Raw genomic sequence first — 20,729 nt, forward strand, 5'->3', positions numbered from 1 at the left:
AGCCCTGCGGTCACCGCCCTAGTAGGTCTGCGCGAAGACGGCCCGCATGAGCAGGCAGAAGACCAGCGAGAGACCGAGGTAGGCCGGAACCGGCCACCAACTGCGGTCCAGGGTCACCGGGCCGCAGCGCCGGGGGCGGGCCGCACGCGCCGCCCGGCGGATCGCGGCGGCCGCCCGCTCCGCCTGCCTGCTGAGCGGAAACGGAAACTTCGGGCCACGCTGATGGGAGGTGGCCTTCACCACCTGACCGTTCAGGAGGACGATCCTGATCACGCCCCACTCGTCCACCGTGACCTTCCGGATGTCGGACAGGTCCAGCCGAGTCGTGGACAGGACGCCGTTCACCCGGATGTGTCGGGGGCCGATCCACACATGGCGCCCGAACACGGTGGCGAGGATCAGCCAGATCAGGCCCATTACCAGGAAGAACACCGGAACAGCGTCGACCGGACCTATGCGTGGGTCCGCGGACACGTACAGCATGCCCAGGGGCATGAAGAGCAGGAGGCACAGAGCGAGCGGCGCCGGAGACCAGAGCACCTGACGAAGCGAGGCCCTCGTGTGGGATGGCATGGGGGATGTGCTTTCACGGTTCTGGGGCAGAGAACCGGAACAAAGTACCAGGTAGGCGCAGGAAAGGACCCCGGGCGCGCTGTCGGGGAGCGCGTCCGGGGTCCTCGGAGACCCGGAAGGGGCCTCGTTCCGTGGATCGGCCCGCGGGTCAGTCCTCGGGGAGGGTGACCGGGGCCAGCTCGCCGAACAGGTCGCCCGGGCCGGGGTTGGACGGGTCGGTCCGACCGCCGAAGTGGTGCATGACGCCCCACACGGCGTTCAGGGCCGTCTGCACCGCACCCTCGGCCCAGCCGGCGGTCCAGGACACGTCGTCACCGGCCAGGAACAGCCCCCGGTGGCGCTCGGCCAGGTCGTCCTGGTGGAAGTGGGTGAACAGGCGCCGCTGGTACCGGTAGTGGCCGGGCAGGTTGGCCTTGAACGCGCCCATGAAGTAGGGCTCGTCCTCCCAGGAGACGGTCACCGGGTCGCCGGTGATGTGGGAGCGGATGTCCACGTCCGGGTAGACCTTGCCGAGCGAGGCGAGCATGACCTCCATGCGCTCGTTGGCCGACAGCGGCAGCCACTTCAGCGAGTCGTCGCACCAGGTGTAGGACATGCAGATCGCCGCGGGGGCCTCGGGGTCCTCGCCCTCCAGCAGGTAGGTGCCCCGGGTCATCCGGTCGGTGAGCGTCATGCTCATGACGTCCCGCCCGGTCTCGGGGTCCTTGTCCCGCCAGAACGCACGGTCCACCGGCACGAACAGCTTCGAGGACTCCATGTAGTGGGTCCGCTCGATCGCCGTCCAGTGGTCGATCGGCAGCAGGTCGTCGTCACAGTCGATCTTGGACAGCATCATCCAGGACTGCGCCGTGAACACCGCCGACGCGTAGGTGCGGATGGAGCCGGAGGAGTCCGTGACGGTGATGTTGCCCGCCGGGGAGCCCTTGGCCGCCGTACGGCGCAGGGCCGTCACGGCCGGCCGCGGCTCGCCCCCGTGCAGCGAGGCCAGGGAGGTGCCCTGCGCCCAGTGCACGAGCTTGTCCGGGGCGTCCTCCCACAGGCGCAGCGGAAGCTGGTCGACCCCGCCCACGATGCCCATGTGGTCGTCGTCGGCACCGGTGTAGGTGACCCGCAGGATCTCCAGGATGGAGTTGGGGAAGTCGGTGTCCCAACCGCCGGTGCCGAAGCCCACCTGGCCGAAGACCTCGCGGTTGCGGAAGGAGGAGAAGCCCGGGGACTCGCACAGGAAGCCGTAGAAGGTCTGGTTGTCCAGCTTCTCGACCAGCCGGTTCCAGATCTCCTTCTGGGTGGCCGTGTCGCGTTCCCGGATCGCCTTCTGCATCCGGGTGTGCTCGACGCTCTCCAGGGTCCGGTCCCAGGCCTGCGCCACGTCCCGGTACACCTGCGGCAGGTCGTCCAGGTGCGTCGCGTAGTGCGACTCGCCCTTGAGGTCGACGACGGTACTCGGGGTGGACGCCGCGAGCGGGTTGGGGAAGGGGCTGGTCCGCAGGCCCATCCGGTCCGCGTAGTGCCAGAAGGAGGTGGACGACGGCGGGAAGCGCATGGCGCCCATCTCGGCGACCACGTCGTCGGGGCAGCCGGGGAGGCGCTCGGTGCGCAGGCGGCCGCCGATCCGGTCGGCCTCGTACACGACCGGCTTCAGGCCCATCTTCATGAGCTCGTAGGCGGTGACGATGCCCGAGAGGCCGCCGCCGATGACGGCGACCTCGGTGCCGTGGTGCTCGGCGGGGACCTGGCCCAGCCCGGCGGGGTGCTCCAGGAAGGAGTCGTAGGCGAACGGGAAGTCGGGCCCGGACATGGTCAGCGGCCGTTCATCCGCCGGGGCGGTGGCGGGTGCGGTACCTGCGGCCGTGGGCACGGCAGACGTCATGAGGCCCTCCTTACGCTGGGGCTGGGTGTACGGGTTCGGGATACGGGTTCGGGGTTCAGCGCTCGAGCGCCGAGTACAGGGCCGGACGGCGGTCGTCCAGGTAGGACGGTTCCGCCCGGGCGGCCTCGGTGGCGGCCGGGTCGACGTCACCGACCAGCAGGGCCTCTGTGGGACCGGCCCGCAGCAGTTCGGTGCCGTCGGGGCCCACGAGGGTGCTCAGCCCGACGTAGTCGAGTTCCCCCTCGGTGTCGCAGCGGTTCACGTAGGCCAGGTGGATCTGGTTCTCCATCGCCCGGGCGGGGACGAGGAGGGTGGCCACCGAGGTGTCCGGTCCCATCAGGGCGGTGGGCACGACGAGGACGGTGGTCCCGGCCAGTGCGTGTGCCCGCACGGCCTCGGGGAACTCCACGTCGTAGCAGACCAGCAGGCCGACACGGTGACCGCCGAGGTCGACCTGGACGACCAGTTCGCCGCCGGGGGCGAAGAGGTTCCGGTCCAGGTCGCCGAACAGGTGCGTCTTGCGGTAGAGCGCGCGGGAGGCCCCCGTGGCGTCCACGAACCGCACCGCGTTGTACACGTTCCCGTCCGCCCGCTCGGGGAAGCCGTAGACGATCGCGACCCCGGTGTCGACGGCGATCCGGGAGACCGCCCGGAAGAGGGGCCCGTCGGCGGGCTCGGCCAGCCGTTCGACCTCGGCCCCGATGTTGTAGCCGGTCATCGACATCTCCGGGGTGACCAGCAGGGCGGCACCGTCGGCCGCGGCCGCCCGGGCCCGCTCCCGGAGCCGGTCCAGGGAGGATGCGGGATCGCCGCTGCGCCCCGTGCCCTGGTCGAGGGCCACTCGCAGTGTTTCGGGCATCACCTGGCACCTCCCGGTGTTTCGTCGCTGGTCGGCCGCGTCCACTCTAGGCGGGCGGGGACGTGGGAACCGTGTGTCGGACGGGCACTCTGTTGCGAGTTATCGCCGACATGCCCCGTTTCTTTGCGCAGATGCGCACACATGCGCAGGATCGTTCAGCCACGGCCCCGACGGAGAACACGGGGGCGGGCCCGGGGATTCCCCGGGCCCGCCCCCGGTCAGGTCACACCGAGCCCGGCTCGGAGCACGGCCCGTGCGCGTCTCAGGCGCGGACCTCGGCGGCCGGTTCGGCCTCCAGCGCGGAACGGCGCATGCCGTAGCCGAAGTAGACCGCCAGGCCGACCACGAGCCAGGCGCCGAAGGCGACCCACACGCTCAGCGGCATGCTGATCATCAGGTAGGCGCAGGCCAGGACACCGAGGACCGGAGTGACCGGGGCTCCGGGCATCCGGAAGGCGCGCTTGAGGTCGGGGCGGTTCCTGCGCAGCACCAGGACGGCCACGTTGACCAGGGCGAAGGCGAACAGGGTACCGATCGCGGTGGCGTCGGCGAGGGGGCCGAGCGGGATGAGCGCCGCCAGGACGGCGATGGACACCGAGGTGATGACGGTGTTCGCGCGCGGGGTGCCCTTGGCGTCGACCTCGGAGAAGGCCTTGGGGATGAGCCCGTCGCGGGACATCGCGAAGAGGATGCGGGTCTGGCTGTAGAGCACCACCAGGACGACGCTGGCCAGGGCCAGGACGGCGCCGGCGGCGAAGATGACCGCCCAGACCGGGGTTCCGGTGACCGCGGTCAGGATCCCGGCCAGGGAGGTGCGTCCCGCGGCGAACTCGGTCCAGTTGAGGGCGCCGATCGCGCTGAAGGCCACCAGGCAGTAGATCGCGGTGACCACGATCATCGAGAACATGATGGCGCGCGGCAGGTCGCGCTGGGGGTTCTTGGCCTCCTCGCTGGCGGTGGAGGCCGAGTCGAAGCCGATGTAGGAGAAGAACAGGGTGGCGCCGGCGGCGGAGACACCGGCCATACCCATCGGCATGAACGGGGCGAAGTTGCCGTCCTGGACGGCGGTGATCGCGATGGCCACGAACATCACCAGGACGGCGATCTTGATGGCGACCATGACGGCGTTGGCGCGGGTGCTCTCGCGGACCCCGGCGAGCAGGGCGAACATGGACAGCAGGACCACGACGGCGGCGGGCAGGTTGACCAGGCCGCCCTCCAGGGGGCCGGCCAGGAAGGCGCCGGGCAGCGCCAGACCCGTGGTCAGTTCGAGGAGCTCGTTGATGTACTGGCCCCAGCCGACGCCGACCGCGGCGACGGAGACGCCGTAGGTGAGCATCAGACACCAGCCGCACACCCAGGCCATGAACTCGCCCATGGTGGCGTAGCTGTAGGAGTAGGCAGAACCGGAGGCGGGGATCATCCCGGCCATCTCGGCGTAGGCGAGCGCGGAGAACAGCGCGGTGACGCCGGCCAGGACGAACGCCAGGATGACGGCGGGTCCGGCGACGGGGACGGCCTCACCCAGGACGACGAAGATGCCGGTGCCCAGGGTGGCACCGATACCGATCATGGACAGCTGCCAGAAACCCATGGTTCGGCGCAGCCCGGTGCCGCTCTCGGTCTCCGCCACCAGCTTCTCGACCGGCTTGCGCCGGCTCAGGCGCTGCCCGAGCGTGGGCACGGACGTGCCCACCGGCGCGGGGGTCTTCTGGTCCACCACGAAATGACTCCTCGACGTTCTGCGGGACGGGCACACCGGAACCGGCGCCGCTCATCGAACCAGCGGCGCCCCAAATGTGCCCCAGGCAACGGTAATGGTGTTGCCTGAGCAACATGACCCACATTCATTGCATTTGTCTGGCTTAAACGCTGCAATCGTGCGTTGCCGGACAAGAAAACGCACGCGGGCGTGATGCAGGTCATACAAAATTACGCTCCGTGACTGGCATCGTCTGACCTGCGACGACGTCAGTGGAGCGCACCGGTAGGTGTAACGCTCGCAGCCCCGTGCTGTTCCGTCCCGGCCGGGAGCGGACGCCGGACCCGCCGCCACCGCCCGGGCCGCCCGGCGACCCCGGACACGCGAAAGGGGGGTACGGCGGCCGCCGTACCCCCCTTTCGGAGAACGTGGTGCGGGTCAGCCCGCCACGGAGACGCTGGGCTCGCCCTCGGCCCCGGCCTCGCCCATCTCCTCGGCGATGCGCATGGCCTCCTCGATGAGGGTCTCCACGATCTTGGACTCGGGAACGGTCTTGATGACCTCGCCCTTGACGAAGATCTGCCCCTTGCCGTTGCCCGAGGCCACACCCAGGTCGGCGTCGCGCGCCTCGCCCGGACCGTTGACGACACAGCCCATGACGGCCACCCGCAGCGGCACCTCCATGCCCTCCAGCCCGGCGGTGACCTCCTCGGCGAGCGTGTACACGTCCACCTGGGCGCGGCCGCAGCTCGGGCAGGAGACGATCTCCAGGCCGCGCTCACGCAGACCCAGCGACTCCAGGATCTGCGCGCCGACCTTGACCTCCTCGGCGGGCGGTGCGGACAGGGAGACGCGGATGGTGTCGCCGATCCCCTCCGAGAGCAGCGCGCCGAAGGCCACGGAGGACTTGATGGTGCCCTGGAAGGCCGGGCCCGCCTCGGTCACACCCAGGTGCAGCGGGTAGTCGCAGGCCTGCGACAGCAGCCGGTAGGCGTTGACCATCACCACCGGGTCGTTGTGCTTGACCGAGATCTTGATGTCCCGGAAGCCGTGCTCCTCGAACAGCGAGCACTCCCACAGCGCCGACTCCACCAGCGCCTCGGGGGTGGCCCTGCCGTACTTGGCGAGCAGGCGCTTGTCGAGCGAACCGGCGTTGACCCCGATCCGGATCGGGGTACCGGCCTCACCGGCGGCCTTCGCGATCTCGGCGACCTTGTCGTCGAACTTCTTGATGTTGCCGGGGTTCACGCGGACCGCGGCGCAACCCGCCTCGATCGCCGCGAACACGTACTTGGGCTGGAAGTGGATGTCGGCGATCACCGGGATCTGCGACTTCCTGGCGATGATCGGCAGCGCGTCGGCGTCCTCGTTGGTGGGGACGGCCACACGGACGATCTGGCAGCCGGAAGCGGTCAGTTCGGCGATCTGCTGGAGGGTCGCGTTGACGTCGGAGGTGCGGGTGGTCGTCATCGACTGCACGGACACCGGGGCGTCCCCGCCGACAGGAACGTTCCCGACCATGATCTGCCGGGTCTTGCGCCGGGTCGCCAGCGGGCGCGGCGGTGTGGCGGGAATACCGAGATCGATGGTCACGCTTGATTCACCTCGTCTGCCGCCGAGAGGGAGAGCGGCACTTGATGTCGTCCGGTTCGTGGGAAAGGGCACACGGAGCACAGCGCCCGAAACCGCGTCCGGGATTCCGTCCGGGCGGCCTGGGCCGCGGCGTCGTTCCCGCAACGCGACCCCAAGGTTACCCGCCCCCGGGCGAACGCTCGGCACGTCGTGGCCCTGCTCACACCGGTTCGGACAGAGTTCACCCGCGGTTCCCGCGGCGGGGTCATCCGAACAGTCGGACCGGGTTGATCAGGTCGGCCACGAGCAGGATGACGCTGAACACGAGGAAACAGGCCACGACCACGTAGGCCACCGGGGTCAGCAGCGCCACGTCCACCGGCCCCGGGTCCGGGCGCCGGAACAGCCGGGCCGTCCACCTCTTGACGGACTCCCAGATCGCCCCCGCCATGTGCCCGCCGTCCAGCGGCAGGATCGGCAGCATGTTGAAGGCGAACAGGAAGAGGTTCACGCTGGCGAGGATGCTGAGCATGATCGCCACGGTGTCGATCAGCGGCAGGCCCTGGGACATGATCTCGCCGCCGATGCGGGAGATGCCGACGATGCCCACCGGGGAGTCCTCGGTGCGCTGCTCGCCCAGGAAGGCCGCGCCGAACACCTCCGGGACCCGGCTGGGCAGCGCGATGATGGCCTCGCCGACGCTGACCAGCATGGAACCCATCTCGGAGGCCGACTCCGTGACGGTGAGGGGCTGGCGCTCCTGCGTGAACAGCACGCCCAGGAAGCCGACCGTCTCGGTGGCCACGACCCGGCGCCCCTGTTCGTCGTAGACGAGGTCGCCCTCGGCGTCGGTCTCGTAGACGGGGTCGCCGTCGGCGTTCCGGGCGGCCAGCTCGTTCTCGACGATGTCGACGGTGGTGGTGAACTGCTCGCCGTCACGCTCGATGACGAACTCGGTGGGGCCGAGCGAGGCACGGATCGCCCGGTTGACGGTGGCCCCGTCGGGGGTGGGCTCGCCGTCGATCGAGACGATGGTGTCACCGGGCTCCAGCCCGGCCTCGTGGGCCGGGGTGGGGGCGAACTCGTCGCTGCACTCGGTGGCGGTCACCTGGGCGGGGACCACGCACTCACGGACCGCGCCGAGCTGGGGGACGTCCTTGGGGACGCCGATGCCCATGAAGAGCACGCCCAGCAGGACCACCGCGAGGACGAGGTTCATCGCCGGGCCGGCGAACATGACGATCAGGCGTTTCCAGGGGGCCCGCTGGTAGAACTGCCGGTCCTGGTCCTCGGGGGACAGCTCCACGTAGGAGGCCTCCCGGGCGTCCTCGGCCATCGCCCGCCAACGGGAGATCTTCCGGGCGCCGGCGCCCGCCCGGGCCCGGGCGGGCGGCAGCATGCCGACCATGCGCACGAACCCGCCCAGCGGCACGGCCTTGATCCCGTACTCGGTCTCACCCCTGCGCACCGACCACAGTGTCCGGCCGAAGCCCACCATGAACTCGGTGCACTTGATGCCGAACATCTTCGCGGTGGACATGTGGCCGAGCTCGTGCCAAGCGATCGAAAACAGCAGTCCCAGCACGAACAGGACGATCCCGACCACGGTCAGCAGCACGACCATGCATCTCTCCTCAAGCCGACGTCGGTCCTCAGCCGCGGGTGAGCAGCTCGCGCGCGCGGGTTCGGGCCCAGGTGTCAGCGGCGTACACGTCGTCCAGGGTCAGGGTCGAGGTTCCCGGACGGTCCACCCGCTGGTGTTCAGAGACTACCCGGGAGACGGTGTCCATGATGGCCGGGAACGCGAGGTTTCCCCCGAGGAAGGCGTCGACCGCCTCCTCGTTGGCCGCGTTGTAGACGGCAGGGGCCGTTCCGCCCGCGGCGCCGACCTCCGCGGCCAGCCGCACGGCGGGGAAGGCCTCGTGGTCCAGCGGCTCGAAGGTCCAGCTCTGCGCCCTGGTCCAGTCCATGCCCGGCGCGGCGTCGGGGACCCGTTCGGGGGCGCCGATCCCGTAGGCGATCGGAATCATCATGCTGGGCGGGCTGGCCTTGGCCAGGGTGGTGCCGTCCACGTACTCGACCATGGAGTGCACGATCGACTGCGGGTGGACGACCACGTCGATCCGCTCGAAGGGCACGTCGAACAGCAGGTTGGCCTCGATCACCTCCAGCCCCTTGTTGACCAGGGTCGCGGAGTTGACGGTGATGACCGGACCCATGCTCCAGGTGGGGTGGTCGAGCGCCTCGGCCGGGGTGACGTCGGCGAGTTCGTCCGCGCGGCGACCGCGGAAGGGGCCGCCGCTGGCGGTGACGACCAGGCGGCGTACGTCGCCGCGCCGGGCGTGCACCAGCCCCTGGGCCGGGCTGGCCAGCTCCCCCTCGGGCAGGTACGGGAAGCACTGGGCGATGGCGTAGTGCTCGGAGTCGACCGGGACGATCTGTCCCGGTGCGGCCAGGTCGCGCACGAGCGGCCCGCCGATGATCAGGGACTCCTTGTTGGCCAGGGCCAGGGTGGTCCCGGCACGCAGCGCGGCGAGGGTGGACTCCAGGCCCAGGGCGCCGGTGATCCCGTTGAGGACGACGTCGCAGGGGGTCGCGGCCAGTTCGGCCACGCCCTCGGCGCCGACCAGGACCTCGGCGGCCGCGCCCTGCTCGGCGAGGAGGCGGGTGAGCTCCTCGGCGCGCGCCGGGTCGGCCACGGCCACCCGGTCGGCCCCGAGCTGGACCGCCTGTTTGGCGAGCAGGTCCACCCGGCCGCCCCCGGCCGCCAGGCCCACCACCCGGAAGCGCTCGGGATTGCGCTGGACGATGTCGATGGCCTGGGTCCCGATGGAGCCGGTGGAACCGAGGATCACTACTGTTCGCTGCTGTTCTTCTCGCACCGCTCCATTGTCGCGCACCCGGCGCCCGCCCGCCGAGGGGTTGTGGACGGGGCCCGCGGCCGGTCCGCGGCTCCGGGCCCCGGAGGACACGGGAGGTTTACAGAGACGTCGGAATCGTTTAACTTGACCCGTGAGTAAGTTACCTCACAGTAAAGAGAGATGCCGATCACTGCCGGTGCGACCGAACACCGGCCCGCCCCGATGGCGACGGCGCGAGTGTCCATCGGAGCCTCCCCGCCTCCCCCACCCCCGAGGTTCCCGACATGTTCACCACCAGAGTGCGCCCCGCCCGGGGCGCGCGCACCCGAACGCTCTCCTGGGTCGTCGCGGCGGCGGTCGCCGCCGCCACCCTGTCCCCCGCACCCGTCGCCGCGGCCGCCGTCGGCTCCAGCATCAGCTACGAGACGATCGTCAGCCACGACGGCACCGAACTGAAGGCCAAGGTCATCACTCCCACCGGCGCCGAGGGCCCGCGCCCGCTGCTGGTGATGCCCTCCGCCTGGGGTACCCCGCACATCCTCTACGTCGGGGCGGCCAAGAAGCTGGCCGAGGAGTCCGGCTACCAGGTCGTCGCCTACACCTCGCGCGGCTTCTGGGACTCCGGCGGCGGGATCGAGGTGGCCGGGCCCGACGACCGGGCCGACGCCAGCGCCGTCATCGACTGGGCCCTGGAGAACACCGAGGCCGACGCCGACCGCATCGGCATGGCCGGCATCTCCTACGGCGGCGGCATCAGCCTGCTCACCGCGGCCGAGGACGAACGGGTCCGGGCGGTCGGCTCCATGAGCGGCTGGGCCGACCTGCAGGCCTCCCTCTACCCCAACGAGACCATCGACGTGCAGTCCGCCGAACTCCTGCTCCTGGCGGGCAACCTGCTCGGCACCCCCGGGGAGGCGCTCCGCGAGATGGAGCGCGAGTACCGGAGGGGCAACGTCGAACCCATCCTCGAACTGGCCCCGGACCGCTCCGCCGCCACCAAGGTGGACGAGATCAACGCCAACGGCACCGCGGTCATGATCGCGCACGGGTGGAACGACGGGATGTTCCCCGTCGGGCACCTCGCCGACTTCTACGAGGAGCTCTCCGGCCCCAAACGGCTGATGCTGGCCCCCGGCGACCACGCCACCCAGGAGGCGTTCGGCGCGGTGGGCCTGCCCAACGAGGTGTGGGAGGACCTGGCCCGCTGGTTCGACCACCACCTCAAGGGCGAGGACAACGGCATCGACACCGAGCAGCCGGTGCGCCTGAGGCCCAACAACGGGAACGGCGACTGGACCTCGCACCCGGACTGGACCTCGGTGAGCACCGGAAGCGACCAGTACTTCCTCGACAGGCCCAGCACCAGCTGGGGCCGCTGGCAGAGCAGCGGAGCCATGGAGCCCGAGCCCTCGACCGGATGGGACTACGACTTCCGCACCGGTATCGGCACGACGGCGCGCAGCGGCACCGTGATCCTGTCCGGGGCGCTCCAGCAGTTCTTCGACGTGCCCACCGGGGTCTCGCTGCCCCTCGTGGACCGTTACCGGGCGGCGGTGTGGACCAGCCCCGCCTACCCCGACGGGGCGCGGGTGGCCGGCACCCCCGAGGCGACGTTCACGTTCACCCCGACCACCGAGGACCAGTCGGTGTTCGTGTACCTGTACGCGGTCAACGGCCGGGGCACCGGTTCGCTGCTGAGCCACGCGCCCGTCACCCTGCGCGGCTCCGTCCCGGGCGAGCCGGTGACGGTGGAGACCGAGCTCTCCTCGGTGGTGTGGGACGTTCCGGCCGGGCACCGGCTGGCGGTGGTGGTGGACAGCAAGGACGCCCGCTACCTCGGTGAGAGCGATCTCGGGGACCGCGTCGAGGTGACCTCCCCCGAGGAGAACCCGACTCGGGTGACCGTCCCGCTCGGCTGACCCCTCCGGCCGTTCGGCGGCCGACAGAGCCGGCGGCCGGTCGGCCGCCTCCCCGGCCCCGGCGCGCAGACGCCGGGGCCGGGGGCTGCTTCCCGAGAAAGCCACGACACAAACCTAAAGTAGTCAATAGACTACTCCAAGTATGCAAAGATCGTGGCCATGACCTCGTCCACCACACAGAAGATCCTCGCCCCGCTGGCCGCCGCCGCGGTCGCCGTCGGGGGTCTGGCCCTCATCGACAGACTTCCCGCCCCGGCAGCGGCGGTGACCCGGGCCATCCACGCCCCGGCCGTGCTCCCGGCCTCCCAGGCCCCCGAGGCGCCGGCCCGCCAGAGCCAGGCCTCCCTCTCCCGAACGGACGGGACGGACGGGGTCGTCCACCAGGCCGGAGCGGTCACCGATGAGCAGCACGACGCCGTCCTCGACTACTGGACCAGCGACAGGATGGCCGCGGCCCAGCCCATCTCCAGCCTGGTCGACTCCGCCCTCGGACTCTCCGGGCCCCGCCGCGACGCCGCCGAGACCGAGCCCCAGGCCGCCCGCCCCGACAGCGACGGCGAACTCTGGGGCGACGGGGGCCCGGTCGCAAGGACCACCGGCAAGGTGTACCTGACCATGGACGGCCGCGACTTCACCTGTTCGGCCTCGGTCGTGGACGCCGCCAACAGCAGCACCCTGGTGACCGCGGGGCACTGCGCCAAGGACGGCCGGGGCTCCTGGGCCCGCAACTGGACCTTCGTCCCCGGCCACGACGACGGCGCCGACCCCTACGGCAGGTTCACCGCCCGCGACCTGATGGTCTCCCCGAAGTGGGCCCGCCAGGCCGACGACAGCTACGACTTCGCGATGGTGGTGCTCAACAGCGACGACGGCACCCCGGTACAGGACCGGGTCGGCGCCCAGCGCCTGGCCTTCGACACCTGGACCGAGGAGCGGGTCCGCGAGGGCGTACAGGTGTACACCTTCGGCTACCCGTCGGCCTCTCCCTACGACGGCCGCGACCTGCACTACTGCTCCGGGCGGACCGTCCCGGACACCGGCGGCACCACAGCCAACGGGGTCCGCTGCACCATGACCCAGGGCTCCAGCGGCGGCCCCTGGTTCAGCGACTTCGACACCGCCACCGGCAGGGGCACCGTCTCCTCGGTCGTCAGCTTCAAGTACGCCGACGACCGCAACACCCAGTACGGGCCGCGCCTGGGCGCGGAGGCCGAGCGCCTCTTCGAACACGCCGCCAAGCTGTAGGACCGCCGGGAACCGCGAACCCACCGGAAACGGCGGGGCGGTGGCGGCCCCGACCGGCCGCCGCCGCCCCGCCGGACACCCGGCCGTCGTCCCGTGCCGGCACGGGACGACGCCTCGGCACTAGAGGTCGATGCCGGTGAGCACCAGGACGCGCTCGTGGGTGAGGTCGGTCATGGCCGCGCGCAGCCCCTCCTTGCCCACGCCCGAGCGCTTGACGCCGCCGTAGGGCATCTGGTCGGCGCGGAAGGTGGGCACGTCACCGATGACCACACCGCCGACCTCCAGCTCCCGGTGGGCCCGGAAGGCGGTGGGCAGGTCCCGGGTGAAGACCCCGGTCTGCAGGCCGAAGTCGCTGTCGTTGACCGCGGCGAAGGCGGCGTCGGTGTCAGCGACCCGCTGCACGACCAGCACCGGGCCGAACACCTCCTCACGCACCACCCTGGCGTCGGAGGGAACGTCGGCCAGGACGGTCGGCGCCATGGTGACGCCGTCACGGTGACCGCCGGTCAGGAGCCGGGCCCCGGCGGCGACCGCCTCCTCGACCCAGGACGCCACCCGCTCGGCCGCGGCCTCGTCGACCAGCGGACCGACGTCGGTCCCCGGGTCGGCCGGGTCGCCGGTGCCCAGTGCCTCGACCCGGTCGACCAGGCGCGAAAGGAAGTCGTCGTGGACGGCGTCGGTGACCACGACCCGCTGGACCCCGATGCACACCTGACCGGCCTGGTTGTTGCCGAACAGCGCCACCCGCCGGGCAGCCCAGTCCAGGTCGGCGTCGTCCAGCACCACCGCCGCGGCGTTGCCGCCCAGTTCCAGGGTGACGTGCTTGTGCGGGGCGCGCCGCTGGATCTCCCAGCCGAACGGGCCGCCGGTGAAGGAGATGACGGGCAGCCGCTCGTCGGTGATCAGCGGCGCCGCGAGTTCGTTGGGCATGGGCAGCACCGAGAACATGCCCTCGGGAAGTCCGGTCTCGGCGAGGATCTCACCGAGGAGGAGGGCGGTCATCGGAGTGGCCGGTGCGGGCTTGAGGACCACCGGAGCGCCGACGGCGATGGCCGGGGCGACCTTGTGGGCGACCAGGTTGAGCGGGAAGTTGAACGGGGAGATGCCCAGGACCGGCCCCTTGGGGACCCGGCGGACCAGGGCCATCCGCCCGGTGCCGCCGGGATCGGTGTCCAGGCGCTGGAGCTCGCCGCTGTCCCGGCGGGCCTCCTCCGCGGCCCAGCGGAACACCGAGACGGCGCGCCCCGCCTCGGCACGGGCCCACTTGATCGGCTTTCCGCTCTCGGCGGTGATGACCCGGGCGATCTCCTCCGCGCGTTCGGCGATCCGCCGGGAGACGTGGTCGAGGGCCCCGGCCCGCACGTGCGCGGGCAGGGCGGCGGCCTCGGCGGCCACCGCGTGCGCGGCGGCGACGGCGGCCTCCACCTGGGCCGCGGTCGGCACGGCGACGACGCCGGCCGCCCCGCCGGTGTAGGGGTTGAGAACGGTCATCTCGGTGTCGCCGGTCGCAGCGGTGCCGGCCAGCCAGAACGGGTGCGTGGTCATGTCCGCGACGCTAGACCCCCGAAGACACCGGCCGCCTTGTCCACAGTTGCCAATCCGAACGCTCGCGTTGGCCACTGTGGCGCATTGACGGCGTCGGACCCCGCGTGGTCGGCGGTCGCGACGGCTGCGGGACGACAATCCCGCCAGCGGATCTTCCGTCAACCGGCTGGCGTCCGCGCGCTCCTTGATACACAGTGGTGGGAGAGGGCTCTGCCAGCACGTTCGGCCAGACCCTCGGGTCCACCGCCGCCGACGGGAACCCGGGAGTGCCCATTGCCGCTCGTCTACCGCACGCTCGTCGCCGTCCCCGACGACGAGGGGGACCTCGTCGCCGTCGCCTCGGCCGTACTCTCCCGCTGGCTGAGCAAACGCGGCAACTCGGGCGCGCGGGTGGACTTCGGGTCCTCCGGCCGCCATGAACTCAGCAACCGCTCCCGTGCGCTGGTCGCGCGGCACGACAACGCAGACGAGGGCCTCACCTTCCTCCGCCTGACCACGGAGTCCGAGAAGCCGGACGGGGTGTGGCGGACCCTTGCCACCGTCGTCGTCGACCCCGAACTCTCCCCGTGGAACCACGTGTGGATCGACATGACCGTCGACGCCGCGACCGCCGCCCCGGCACCGGACGCCCCCCGGCTGGACGTGATGCCGCCCGAGGCGGCACGGATGCTGCTGGAGTCGGTGGGCGCGTACGACGGTGCGCACCCGCTGCACCCCTGCCCCAGGATCGTGCGCGGCCGCGAGGAAGCCGACGTGTCCGCCCTGCTCTCGACCGTCCGCGACCCCCTCAGACGGATGGCGGTCGTCGCCACCGGCGCGCCCGAGGGCGTGACCGTCGCCGACTGGCGCAACACTATGGCGGGCGTGCTGTCCCGCTGCATGGGCATGTGCGCCGGGTACGTGCTGGACGGGGCCGCGCTGGAACGGGTGGGCCGCCTGCTCCCCCGGGACCTGGACGTCCCCGCCGGCGGGGTGCGCACGTTCTTACCCGGGGTGGACCTCACCGACACGGAGAACGCCCAGCGCCACCCCCGGATGAGCCCGGCCACGCTCGACACCGCCCGCGACGGCGCACGCGTGCGCAACTGGGTGGGCGCCGCCCTCTCCCGGAAGGTCCGCGACAACGCCCTCGGACTCACCCTGCCCGGGCCGCTCAGAGCGATCGACGCCCTCCTGACGGAGGAGACCGAGGACCTGCGCCGGAGACCGTACGCTCCCGCTCCGCTCCCTGCGCGGACAACGCCTACCGGATCGGGGAACGCCATCGCCCACCAGTCCGAGCAGGATTCGGTCACCATGGCGGAACTCGCCGCCACCCAGGCCCAGGAGGAGCAGACACGGCGCCTCAGGGAGGAGGTGCGCCGGCTGAGCACGCGGATCGGGGAGCTGTCGGAGGAACGCCAGGCGCTGCTCGCGGAGACCGCGGACCTGACCGAGGAACTGGACACCGCCCGGGAGGAACGGCGCGCCGCCCGTCACGAGGCCCGGTGGCTGCGCGACCAGGTGCGGGAGGCGGGCCTGTTCCGGTTGGCCGCGGCCCCGGCACCACGCGACCCCGAGCAGCGCCCCCCGTCCAGCGTGTCGGAGCTGTTGGAGCGGATCACCGACGGGACGGCGCTGCCCCACCTGTTCTTCACCATCGAGGACCAGACGGTGTACGAGCTGTCCGAGAGCCGCAAGGAGACGCTCTGGGTGACCCGGGCCTGGGAGGCCCTGCTGGCCCTGAACGACTACGCCCGCTACCAGTTCGACAACCCCGGCAGTGGTCTGGGGTTCCACTCCTACCTGCGCGAACCCCCGGACGGTTACCGGGTGATCCCGGTCAAGAGGCTGGCCTCGCAGGAGTCGGACTACGTGCGCAACCGGGGAAAGCTCAACGAGAAGCGGGTGTTCCGGGTCCCGGCCGAGGTGGACCCGGCGGGCCGGGTACCGATGTACGCGCACATCAAACTGGACATCGAGTACGGCATCTGTCCGCGCCTGTACTTCTTCCCGCACCTGGGCCCGGACACCACCAACCGGGTGTACGTGGGCTACCTGGGCCGCCACCTGCCCGTCCAGCAGTCCAACTGAGCCGCCGGGCCCGGGCGCGCGCTCAGAGCACCCGGTGCCCGAAGCTCCGGGAGAGCGGCGCCAGGTCCGGTTCACCGTGGGAGTCCACCATCTCCTTGAACCGGATCTCCTTGTCCGCGCCGAACCGCCGGACCTTGGCGGCGTAGCTCTGCACGGAGTGGAAGACCGGCGGGTCGGTCTTGCTGTGGAACTTGTCGGCGTACATCACCAGTTCCTCCTCGGGGGACTCGGCGAGGTAGTCGGCGACCGGAATGGGCAGGCCCTGTTCACGAACGTCGTCGCTGGTCACCCCCACACCGGTGTGGTGTGAGCAGAACCGGCACAGGGTCTCGGGCATCCCCTCCCCCGCGAGGAGCCCGTGGCCGAGCACCCCGTGGCTGACGTAGCGGGCGTGGTCGATGCGCCCGGAGCCGTCGATCAACCGGTAGACGCCGATGTCGTGCAGCAGGCACCCCGCGCGGACCAGGTCGGCGTTCACCCCGGGGGCCGCGCGGTCGAGGAGTTGTTCGGCCACGGCGCACACCGCCCGGCAGTGCGTGTACACGCGCTCGAAGGCCTCGGGGGTGGGTGCGTGCCGCTCGTGGAGGGCGCGGATCTGTTCGTCGGTGGGAATCAGCACATCCGCACACTAACCGCAGGCCCCGCCCCGTCTGCGCATACCCTGGGGCCCGTGACGGGAACGAGCACCGAGGCCGTGACGGGCCTGGCGGAGACGGAGTGGCGCGAGCGCGCCGAGCGGCACGAGCGGCGCGTGGACGCGCTGGTCGGCGACCACCTGCGGCGCCGAAGCGCGGGTGAGCGGCACCCGGTCGAGGACTTCCTGTTCACCTACTACAACCTCAAACCCGCGCAGCTGCGGCGCTGGCATCCCGGTGTCGGGTCGGTGCTGCTGGGCGGGGGCGCCCGGGACCGGCTCCCGGAGCGGTTCTACACCGAACTCCCCGGCGGGGTGGGTCTGGACGTGCCCGCGTTCCTGGCCGCCCGCCCGGTGCTGGACTTCGTGGAGCGCCTGCTGTCCTCGGTGGCCGAGCGCCCCGCGCACCTGGGCTGTTTCGGCCTGCACGAGTGGGCGATGGTGTACCGGACCGAGGAGGTCCGGCACGGCCAGGTCCCGCTGCGGTTGGGCCACGAGGGCACCGACCGGGTCGTGGAGTCGCACCGCGTCCAGTGCTCGCACTTCGACGCCTTCCGGTTCTTCACCGGACCCGCGCGCCCGCTCAACACACTCCAGCCGACCCGGGAGGCGCAGGCGGAGCTGGACCAGCCGGGCTGTCTGCACGCCAACATGGACCTGTACAAGTGGGCGTACAAGCTCACCCCGGCGGTGCCGTCGGAACTGGTCGCGGACTGTTTCGAGCTCTCCAGGGAGATCCGCGTGCTGGACATGCGCGCCTCGCCGTACGACCTCCGGGACTGGGGGTACCAGCCGGTGCGGATCGAGACCGCCGAGGGCAAGGCCGCCTACATGGAGTACCAGCGGGACTTCGCCGAACGCGGCGCGGTCCTGCGCGAGCGGCTCCTGGCCGTGTGCCGGGACCTGCGCGCGGCGTCCTGACGGGGCCGCGAGGGGCGGAGCGCCTCAGGGCAGGTCGGCCCGGCCCTCCTCACGGGCCAGGCGTTCCCGGGCGAGGCGGTGGCCCCGCCGCAAGCCCGTGATCAGCAGCAGCATGCCCGCGGACACCGGGCCCAGGATCGCGACGGTCTGGGCGTCCGGGTCGGAGACCAGCGGGGTGAGCACCACGGCCGGCAGGAAGGCCAGTCCTGCCAGGACCGACCAGCGGGCGCAGGCCTCGTGCACCGCGTACCAGGCGGCGTCACTGGACCGGGTGTACCTGGTGCGGATCCCGAAGAGCTCGTTGGGTCCGATCCGCCGTCGCGCCCCCAGGACACCCATCGCCACCAGTGCCACGGCCGCGCCGGACAGGCTCAGCATCACCAGGATCAGCGGGGCGAGGGGGATGGTCTGCTCGGCGGGCTGGGCGATCAGGGTCACTACCGGTCCTTCGTCGTTCTCCGTGCGGAGGTGTCCTCCGGGGGCAGGGCGCAGGCGGCGGTTCCGCCCGGGAGCCGGTACCGGTTGGCGGCCACGACCCGGTAGGCGGCACGGCTGAACAGGCGCACCCCGGGCAGCAGCATGAGGCGGCCCAGGACCCTGGCTGGGAGTCCCGACGCCAGCAGGACCCCGGCGACCGCGTCGCCCCCGGCGAGCAGCCGCCCGTCCGGGTAGACGACCCAGGCCCGCTCGTCGGCCTGCTCCGGGGTGAGCCCCGCGGCGGCCAGGTCAACGTCCTGCCAGGCCGCGAAGGCGGTCCGGGTGCGCAGCCGGTCCCGGGCGAAGCCGACCGCCCGCTGGCAGAAACCGCAGTCCCGGTCGTACAGGAAGAGCCCGGCACCGGGAAACGCGCTCGTGTCCGTTCCTCGTCCCATACCCCCATTCTGCCGCAGGTCCGCGCGCCGTGACAGTCACGGATGTCATGGTCCGTCCGTCATGCCCCCTTCGCGGGCCCGGGGCCCGTTTGGCAGAGTTGGCCCATGCCCGACCACCCACAGCGGTCGCTCCCCGACCTCCTCGATCCGCACGGCCCCCGGCCCCGGCTCCTGTTCCACCTGCTGTTCGGCGCCACCATGCTCGGCTTCGTCCTGGTGCGCGGCCTCGGATCGCTTGCCGAGGGGAGGGTCGTCCCGGCGCCCTTCCCGCACCCCGACCCGCTCTTCCTCGTCATGCTAGGCGCCGCCGTCCCGGTGTGCGCGCTGTGGCCGTTCACCGCCTGGGAGCGCGGTGCCCCGCTCCGCCGCCGGGCCGCGACCGCGGCCTTCCTCGCCGCCGCTCCCCTGCTCCTGCCCGCCATGGACTTCGGTGCCTACGGACTGGTGGCCGTCTCCGTCGCCGCCGCCGCGTGCGCCTTCGGACTGGCCGGAGGACTGGTCATGGCAGTGGTGTTCGGTCTGGTCAACGCCGGCGTCGGTCTGGCGCACCCGGCGCTGGCCAACGGGTACGCCCTGTTCAACGGCGCGCTCATGTCCGTCTACTGCCTCGGTGTGCTCGCCGCCGTGCTGGCCCTGGCCGGTGCCGCTCGCCAGGCCCGGCGCACCCGTGAACTCCTGGCGGAGCTGGAGGAGGCCCACGCCCTGCTGCGCGCGCACGCCGCACGCGACCGGGAGCGCGCCATCGCCGACGAGCGCGCCCGGATGGCCAGGGAGATGCACGACAGCACCGGCCACCACCTGAGCGCCGTCCACCTGAGCCTGGTCAACGCCGAACGGACCGCCGCCGCACTGCCGACGGACCTGTCCCGGGAGCTGATCGACGATCTGCGCGAGGACATCGGGCGGGCCCGGCGGCTGACCAAGGAGACCCTGGCCGACACCCGCCGCTGGGTCCGTGCGCTCAAGCCCGTCGGGCTGACCGGGCGGTCCGGGCCGGCCGCGCTGCGCTCGCTCACCGACTCCTTCGGGGAGCTGGGGGTGTCCACCGCCTTCACCAGCAGCGGCGGGTGGCCCGAGAACCTGGACGGAGAGGCCGAGCTGGTCGCCTTCCGCAGTGTCCAGGAGGCGTTGACCAACGCGCTCCGGCACTCGGCGGCGACCCGGATCGAGGTGGCCGTGCAGGCCGGGCCGGACCGGCTCGACCTCCTCGTCACCGACGACGGCCGGGGGCCGGGCGACAGCGCCCCCGGGTTCGGGTTGACCGCGCTGCGCGAGCGCCTCGCCGGGCTGGGCGGCACACTGGAGACCGGAACCCGCGACGGCGGCGGGTTCGAGTTCCGGGTCCGGCTCCCGGTCATGGCAGGGGACGGGGCCCGCCGACCGAAGGTGGCACCGTGACGGAGCGGGTTCGGGTACTGCTGGTGGACGACCACCGGATCGTACGGCGCGGGATGGCCCGGCTCCTGGCCGCGGAGGGCGACATCGAGGTGGTCGGTGAGGCGGCCGACGGACTGGCCGCCCTCGAACTGCTCGCCTCGACCGACCGGGCCGTGTTCCCGCAGGTGGCGCTGGTGGACGTGCACATGCCCCGGATGGACGGCACCGAGCTGCTCGGACGCCTCGCGGCGGAGCACCCCGAGGTGGCCGCGATCGTCCTCACCAGCTTCGACGAGGACGAGCACCTGTTCGCCTGCCTGCGGGCGGGCGCGAAGGGGTACCTGCTCAAGGACGCCGAACCCGAGGAGGTCGCGGAGTCCGTCCGGCGGGCGGCGCGCGGGGAGAGCGTCCTGTTCGGGCACGCCGCGGAACGGTTGATCGCCGTGCTGCCCCCGGCGGTCCCCGGAACGGCCGCCGCTCCGGCAGCCCCCGTCGGCCACGGTCTCACCGGACGGGAGCTGGAGGTGGCCCGCCTCGTCGGGTCCGGGGCCAGCAACCGCGAGGTCGCCCGCGGCCTCTTCCTGTCCGAGGGGACCGTCCGCAACCACGTCACCAACATCCTGCGCAAACTGGACCTGCGGGACCGCACCGCACTCGCGCTCTGGTACAGGTCGTGGGAGCAGGACCGGCACGGGTGAGCCCCGGC

The 20,729-nt window shown here is 71.8% G+C and carries 17 protein-coding genes; 6 read left to right on the forward strand and 11 right to left on the reverse strand.

Annotated elements, in window-relative coordinates:
* Positions 1-18: 18 nt before the first annotated feature.
* From IE195_RS05200 to dxr, 7 genes are all read right to left on the reverse strand, one after another.
* Positions 19-573: a hypothetical protein gene (locus tag IE195_RS05200; protein WP_191268234.1), complete on the reverse strand. Its 555-nt coding sequence runs from the start codon at positions 571-573 to the stop codon at positions 19-21.
* A gap of 148 nt (positions 574-721) precedes the next feature.
* Entirely contained in the window at positions 722-2,443 is a 1,722-nt protein-coding gene (locus IE195_RS05205) for a flavin monoamine oxidase family protein (RefSeq protein WP_191268235.1), read from the reverse strand.
* Positions 2,444-2,498: 55 nt separating this feature from the next.
* Positions 2,499-3,302: a carbon-nitrogen hydrolase family protein gene (locus IE195_RS05210; RefSeq protein WP_191268236.1), complete on the reverse strand. Its 804-nt coding sequence runs from the start codon at positions 3,300-3,302 to the stop codon at positions 2,499-2,501.
* Positions 3,303-3,564: 262 nt separating this feature from the next.
* Positions 3,565-5,025, reverse strand: a complete 1,461-nt coding sequence (locus tag IE195_RS05215) for an amino acid permease (protein ID WP_191268237.1) — start codon at positions 5,023-5,025, stop codon at positions 3,565-3,567.
* A 417-nt stretch (positions 5,026-5,442) separates the two neighbouring features.
* Positions 5,443-6,597 carry a flavodoxin-dependent (E)-4-hydroxy-3-methylbut-2-enyl-diphosphate synthase gene (gene ispG / locus IE195_RS05220; protein ID WP_191268238.1) on the reverse strand — a complete coding sequence of 385 codons (1,155 nt, stop codon included), beginning with the start codon at positions 6,595-6,597 and terminating at the stop codon, positions 5,443-5,445.
* Between the two features lie 244 nt (positions 6,598-6,841).
* On the reverse strand, positions 6,842-8,200 hold the full coding sequence (locus IE195_RS05225; protein ID WP_191268239.1) for a M50 family metallopeptidase: 1,359 nt from the start codon (positions 8,198-8,200) through the stop codon (positions 6,842-6,844).
* 28 nt (positions 8,201-8,228) lie between these two features.
* Complete coding sequence (dxr, locus tag IE195_RS05230; protein WP_229826119.1) at positions 8,229-9,431, reverse strand: 1-deoxy-D-xylulose-5-phosphate reductoisomerase; 1,203 nt, start codon at positions 9,429-9,431, stop codon at positions 8,229-8,231.
* 290 nt (positions 9,432-9,721) lie between these two features.
* Between dxr and IE195_RS05235 the strand changes: the two genes are divergently transcribed.
* Entirely contained in the window at positions 9,722-11,356 is a 1,635-nt protein-coding gene (locus IE195_RS05235) for a CocE/NonD family hydrolase (RefSeq protein ID WP_191268241.1), read from the forward strand.
* Between the two features lie 159 nt (positions 11,357-11,515).
* Entirely contained in the window at positions 11,516-12,601 is a 1,086-nt protein-coding gene (locus IE195_RS05240; protein ID WP_191268242.1) for a trypsin-like serine peptidase, read from the forward strand.
* 120 nt (positions 12,602-12,721) lie between these two features.
* Here the strand turns inward: IE195_RS05240 and IE195_RS05245 are convergent, their stop codons facing one another.
* A complete protein-coding gene (locus tag IE195_RS05245; RefSeq protein ID WP_191268243.1) occupies positions 12,722-14,146 on the reverse strand; it encodes an aldehyde dehydrogenase family protein in 1,425 nt (474 codons plus the stop codon).
* A gap of 273 nt (positions 14,147-14,419) precedes the next feature.
* Between IE195_RS05245 and IE195_RS05250 the strand changes: the two genes are divergently transcribed.
* On the forward strand, positions 14,420-16,219 hold the full coding sequence (locus IE195_RS05250) for a mediator of RNA polymerase II transcription subunit 21 (RefSeq protein ID WP_191268244.1): 1,800 nt from the start codon (positions 14,420-14,422) through the stop codon (positions 16,217-16,219).
* A 22-nt stretch (positions 16,220-16,241) separates the two neighbouring features.
* Here IE195_RS05250 and IE195_RS05255 read toward each other — a convergent pair whose 3' ends face one another.
* On the reverse strand, positions 16,242-16,838 hold the full coding sequence (locus IE195_RS05255; protein WP_191268245.1) for an HD domain-containing protein: 597 nt from the start codon (positions 16,836-16,838) through the stop codon (positions 16,242-16,244).
* A 51-nt stretch (positions 16,839-16,889) separates the two neighbouring features.
* Between IE195_RS05255 and IE195_RS05260 the strand changes: the two genes are divergently transcribed.
* The gene (locus tag IE195_RS05260; protein WP_191268246.1) at positions 16,890-17,774 is read left to right on the forward strand and encodes a 3-methyladenine DNA glycosylase; all 885 of its coding nucleotides are present in this window, start codon (positions 16,890-16,892) and stop codon (positions 17,772-17,774) included.
* Between the two features lie 24 nt (positions 17,775-17,798).
* Here the strand turns inward: IE195_RS05260 and IE195_RS05265 are convergent, their stop codons facing one another.
* Positions 17,799-18,212: an SdpI family protein gene (locus IE195_RS05265; protein ID WP_191268247.1), complete on the reverse strand. Its 414-nt coding sequence runs from the start codon at positions 18,210-18,212 to the stop codon at positions 17,799-17,801.
* A complete protein-coding gene (locus IE195_RS05270; RefSeq protein WP_191268248.1) occupies positions 18,212-18,646 on the reverse strand; it encodes a thiol-disulfide oxidoreductase DCC family protein in 435 nt (144 codons plus the stop codon). Before IE195_RS05270 ends, IE195_RS05265 begins: the two co-directional genes overlap by 1 nt.
* 105 nt (positions 18,647-18,751) lie before the next feature.
* On the opposite strand from IE195_RS05270, the gene IE195_RS05275 reads away from it, so the two are divergent.
* Positions 18,752-20,044 (forward strand): sensor histidine kinase, encoded by a 1,293-nt coding sequence (locus tag IE195_RS05275; protein ID WP_191268249.1) that lies wholly within the window; start codon positions 18,752-18,754, stop codon positions 20,042-20,044.
* The gene (locus IE195_RS05280; RefSeq protein WP_191268250.1) at positions 20,041-20,721 is read left to right on the forward strand and encodes a response regulator; all 681 of its coding nucleotides are present in this window, start codon (positions 20,041-20,043) and stop codon (positions 20,719-20,721) included. Before IE195_RS05275 ends, IE195_RS05280 begins: the two co-directional genes overlap by 4 nt.
* The last annotated feature ends 8 nt before the right edge of the window (positions 20,722-20,729 follow it).

Origin of the sequence: Nocardiopsis terrae (genome assembly GCF_014651695.1) — a bacterium.
Taxonomy (GTDB): Bacteria; Actinomycetota; Actinomycetes; order Streptosporangiales; family Streptosporangiaceae; genus Nocardiopsis; species Nocardiopsis terrae.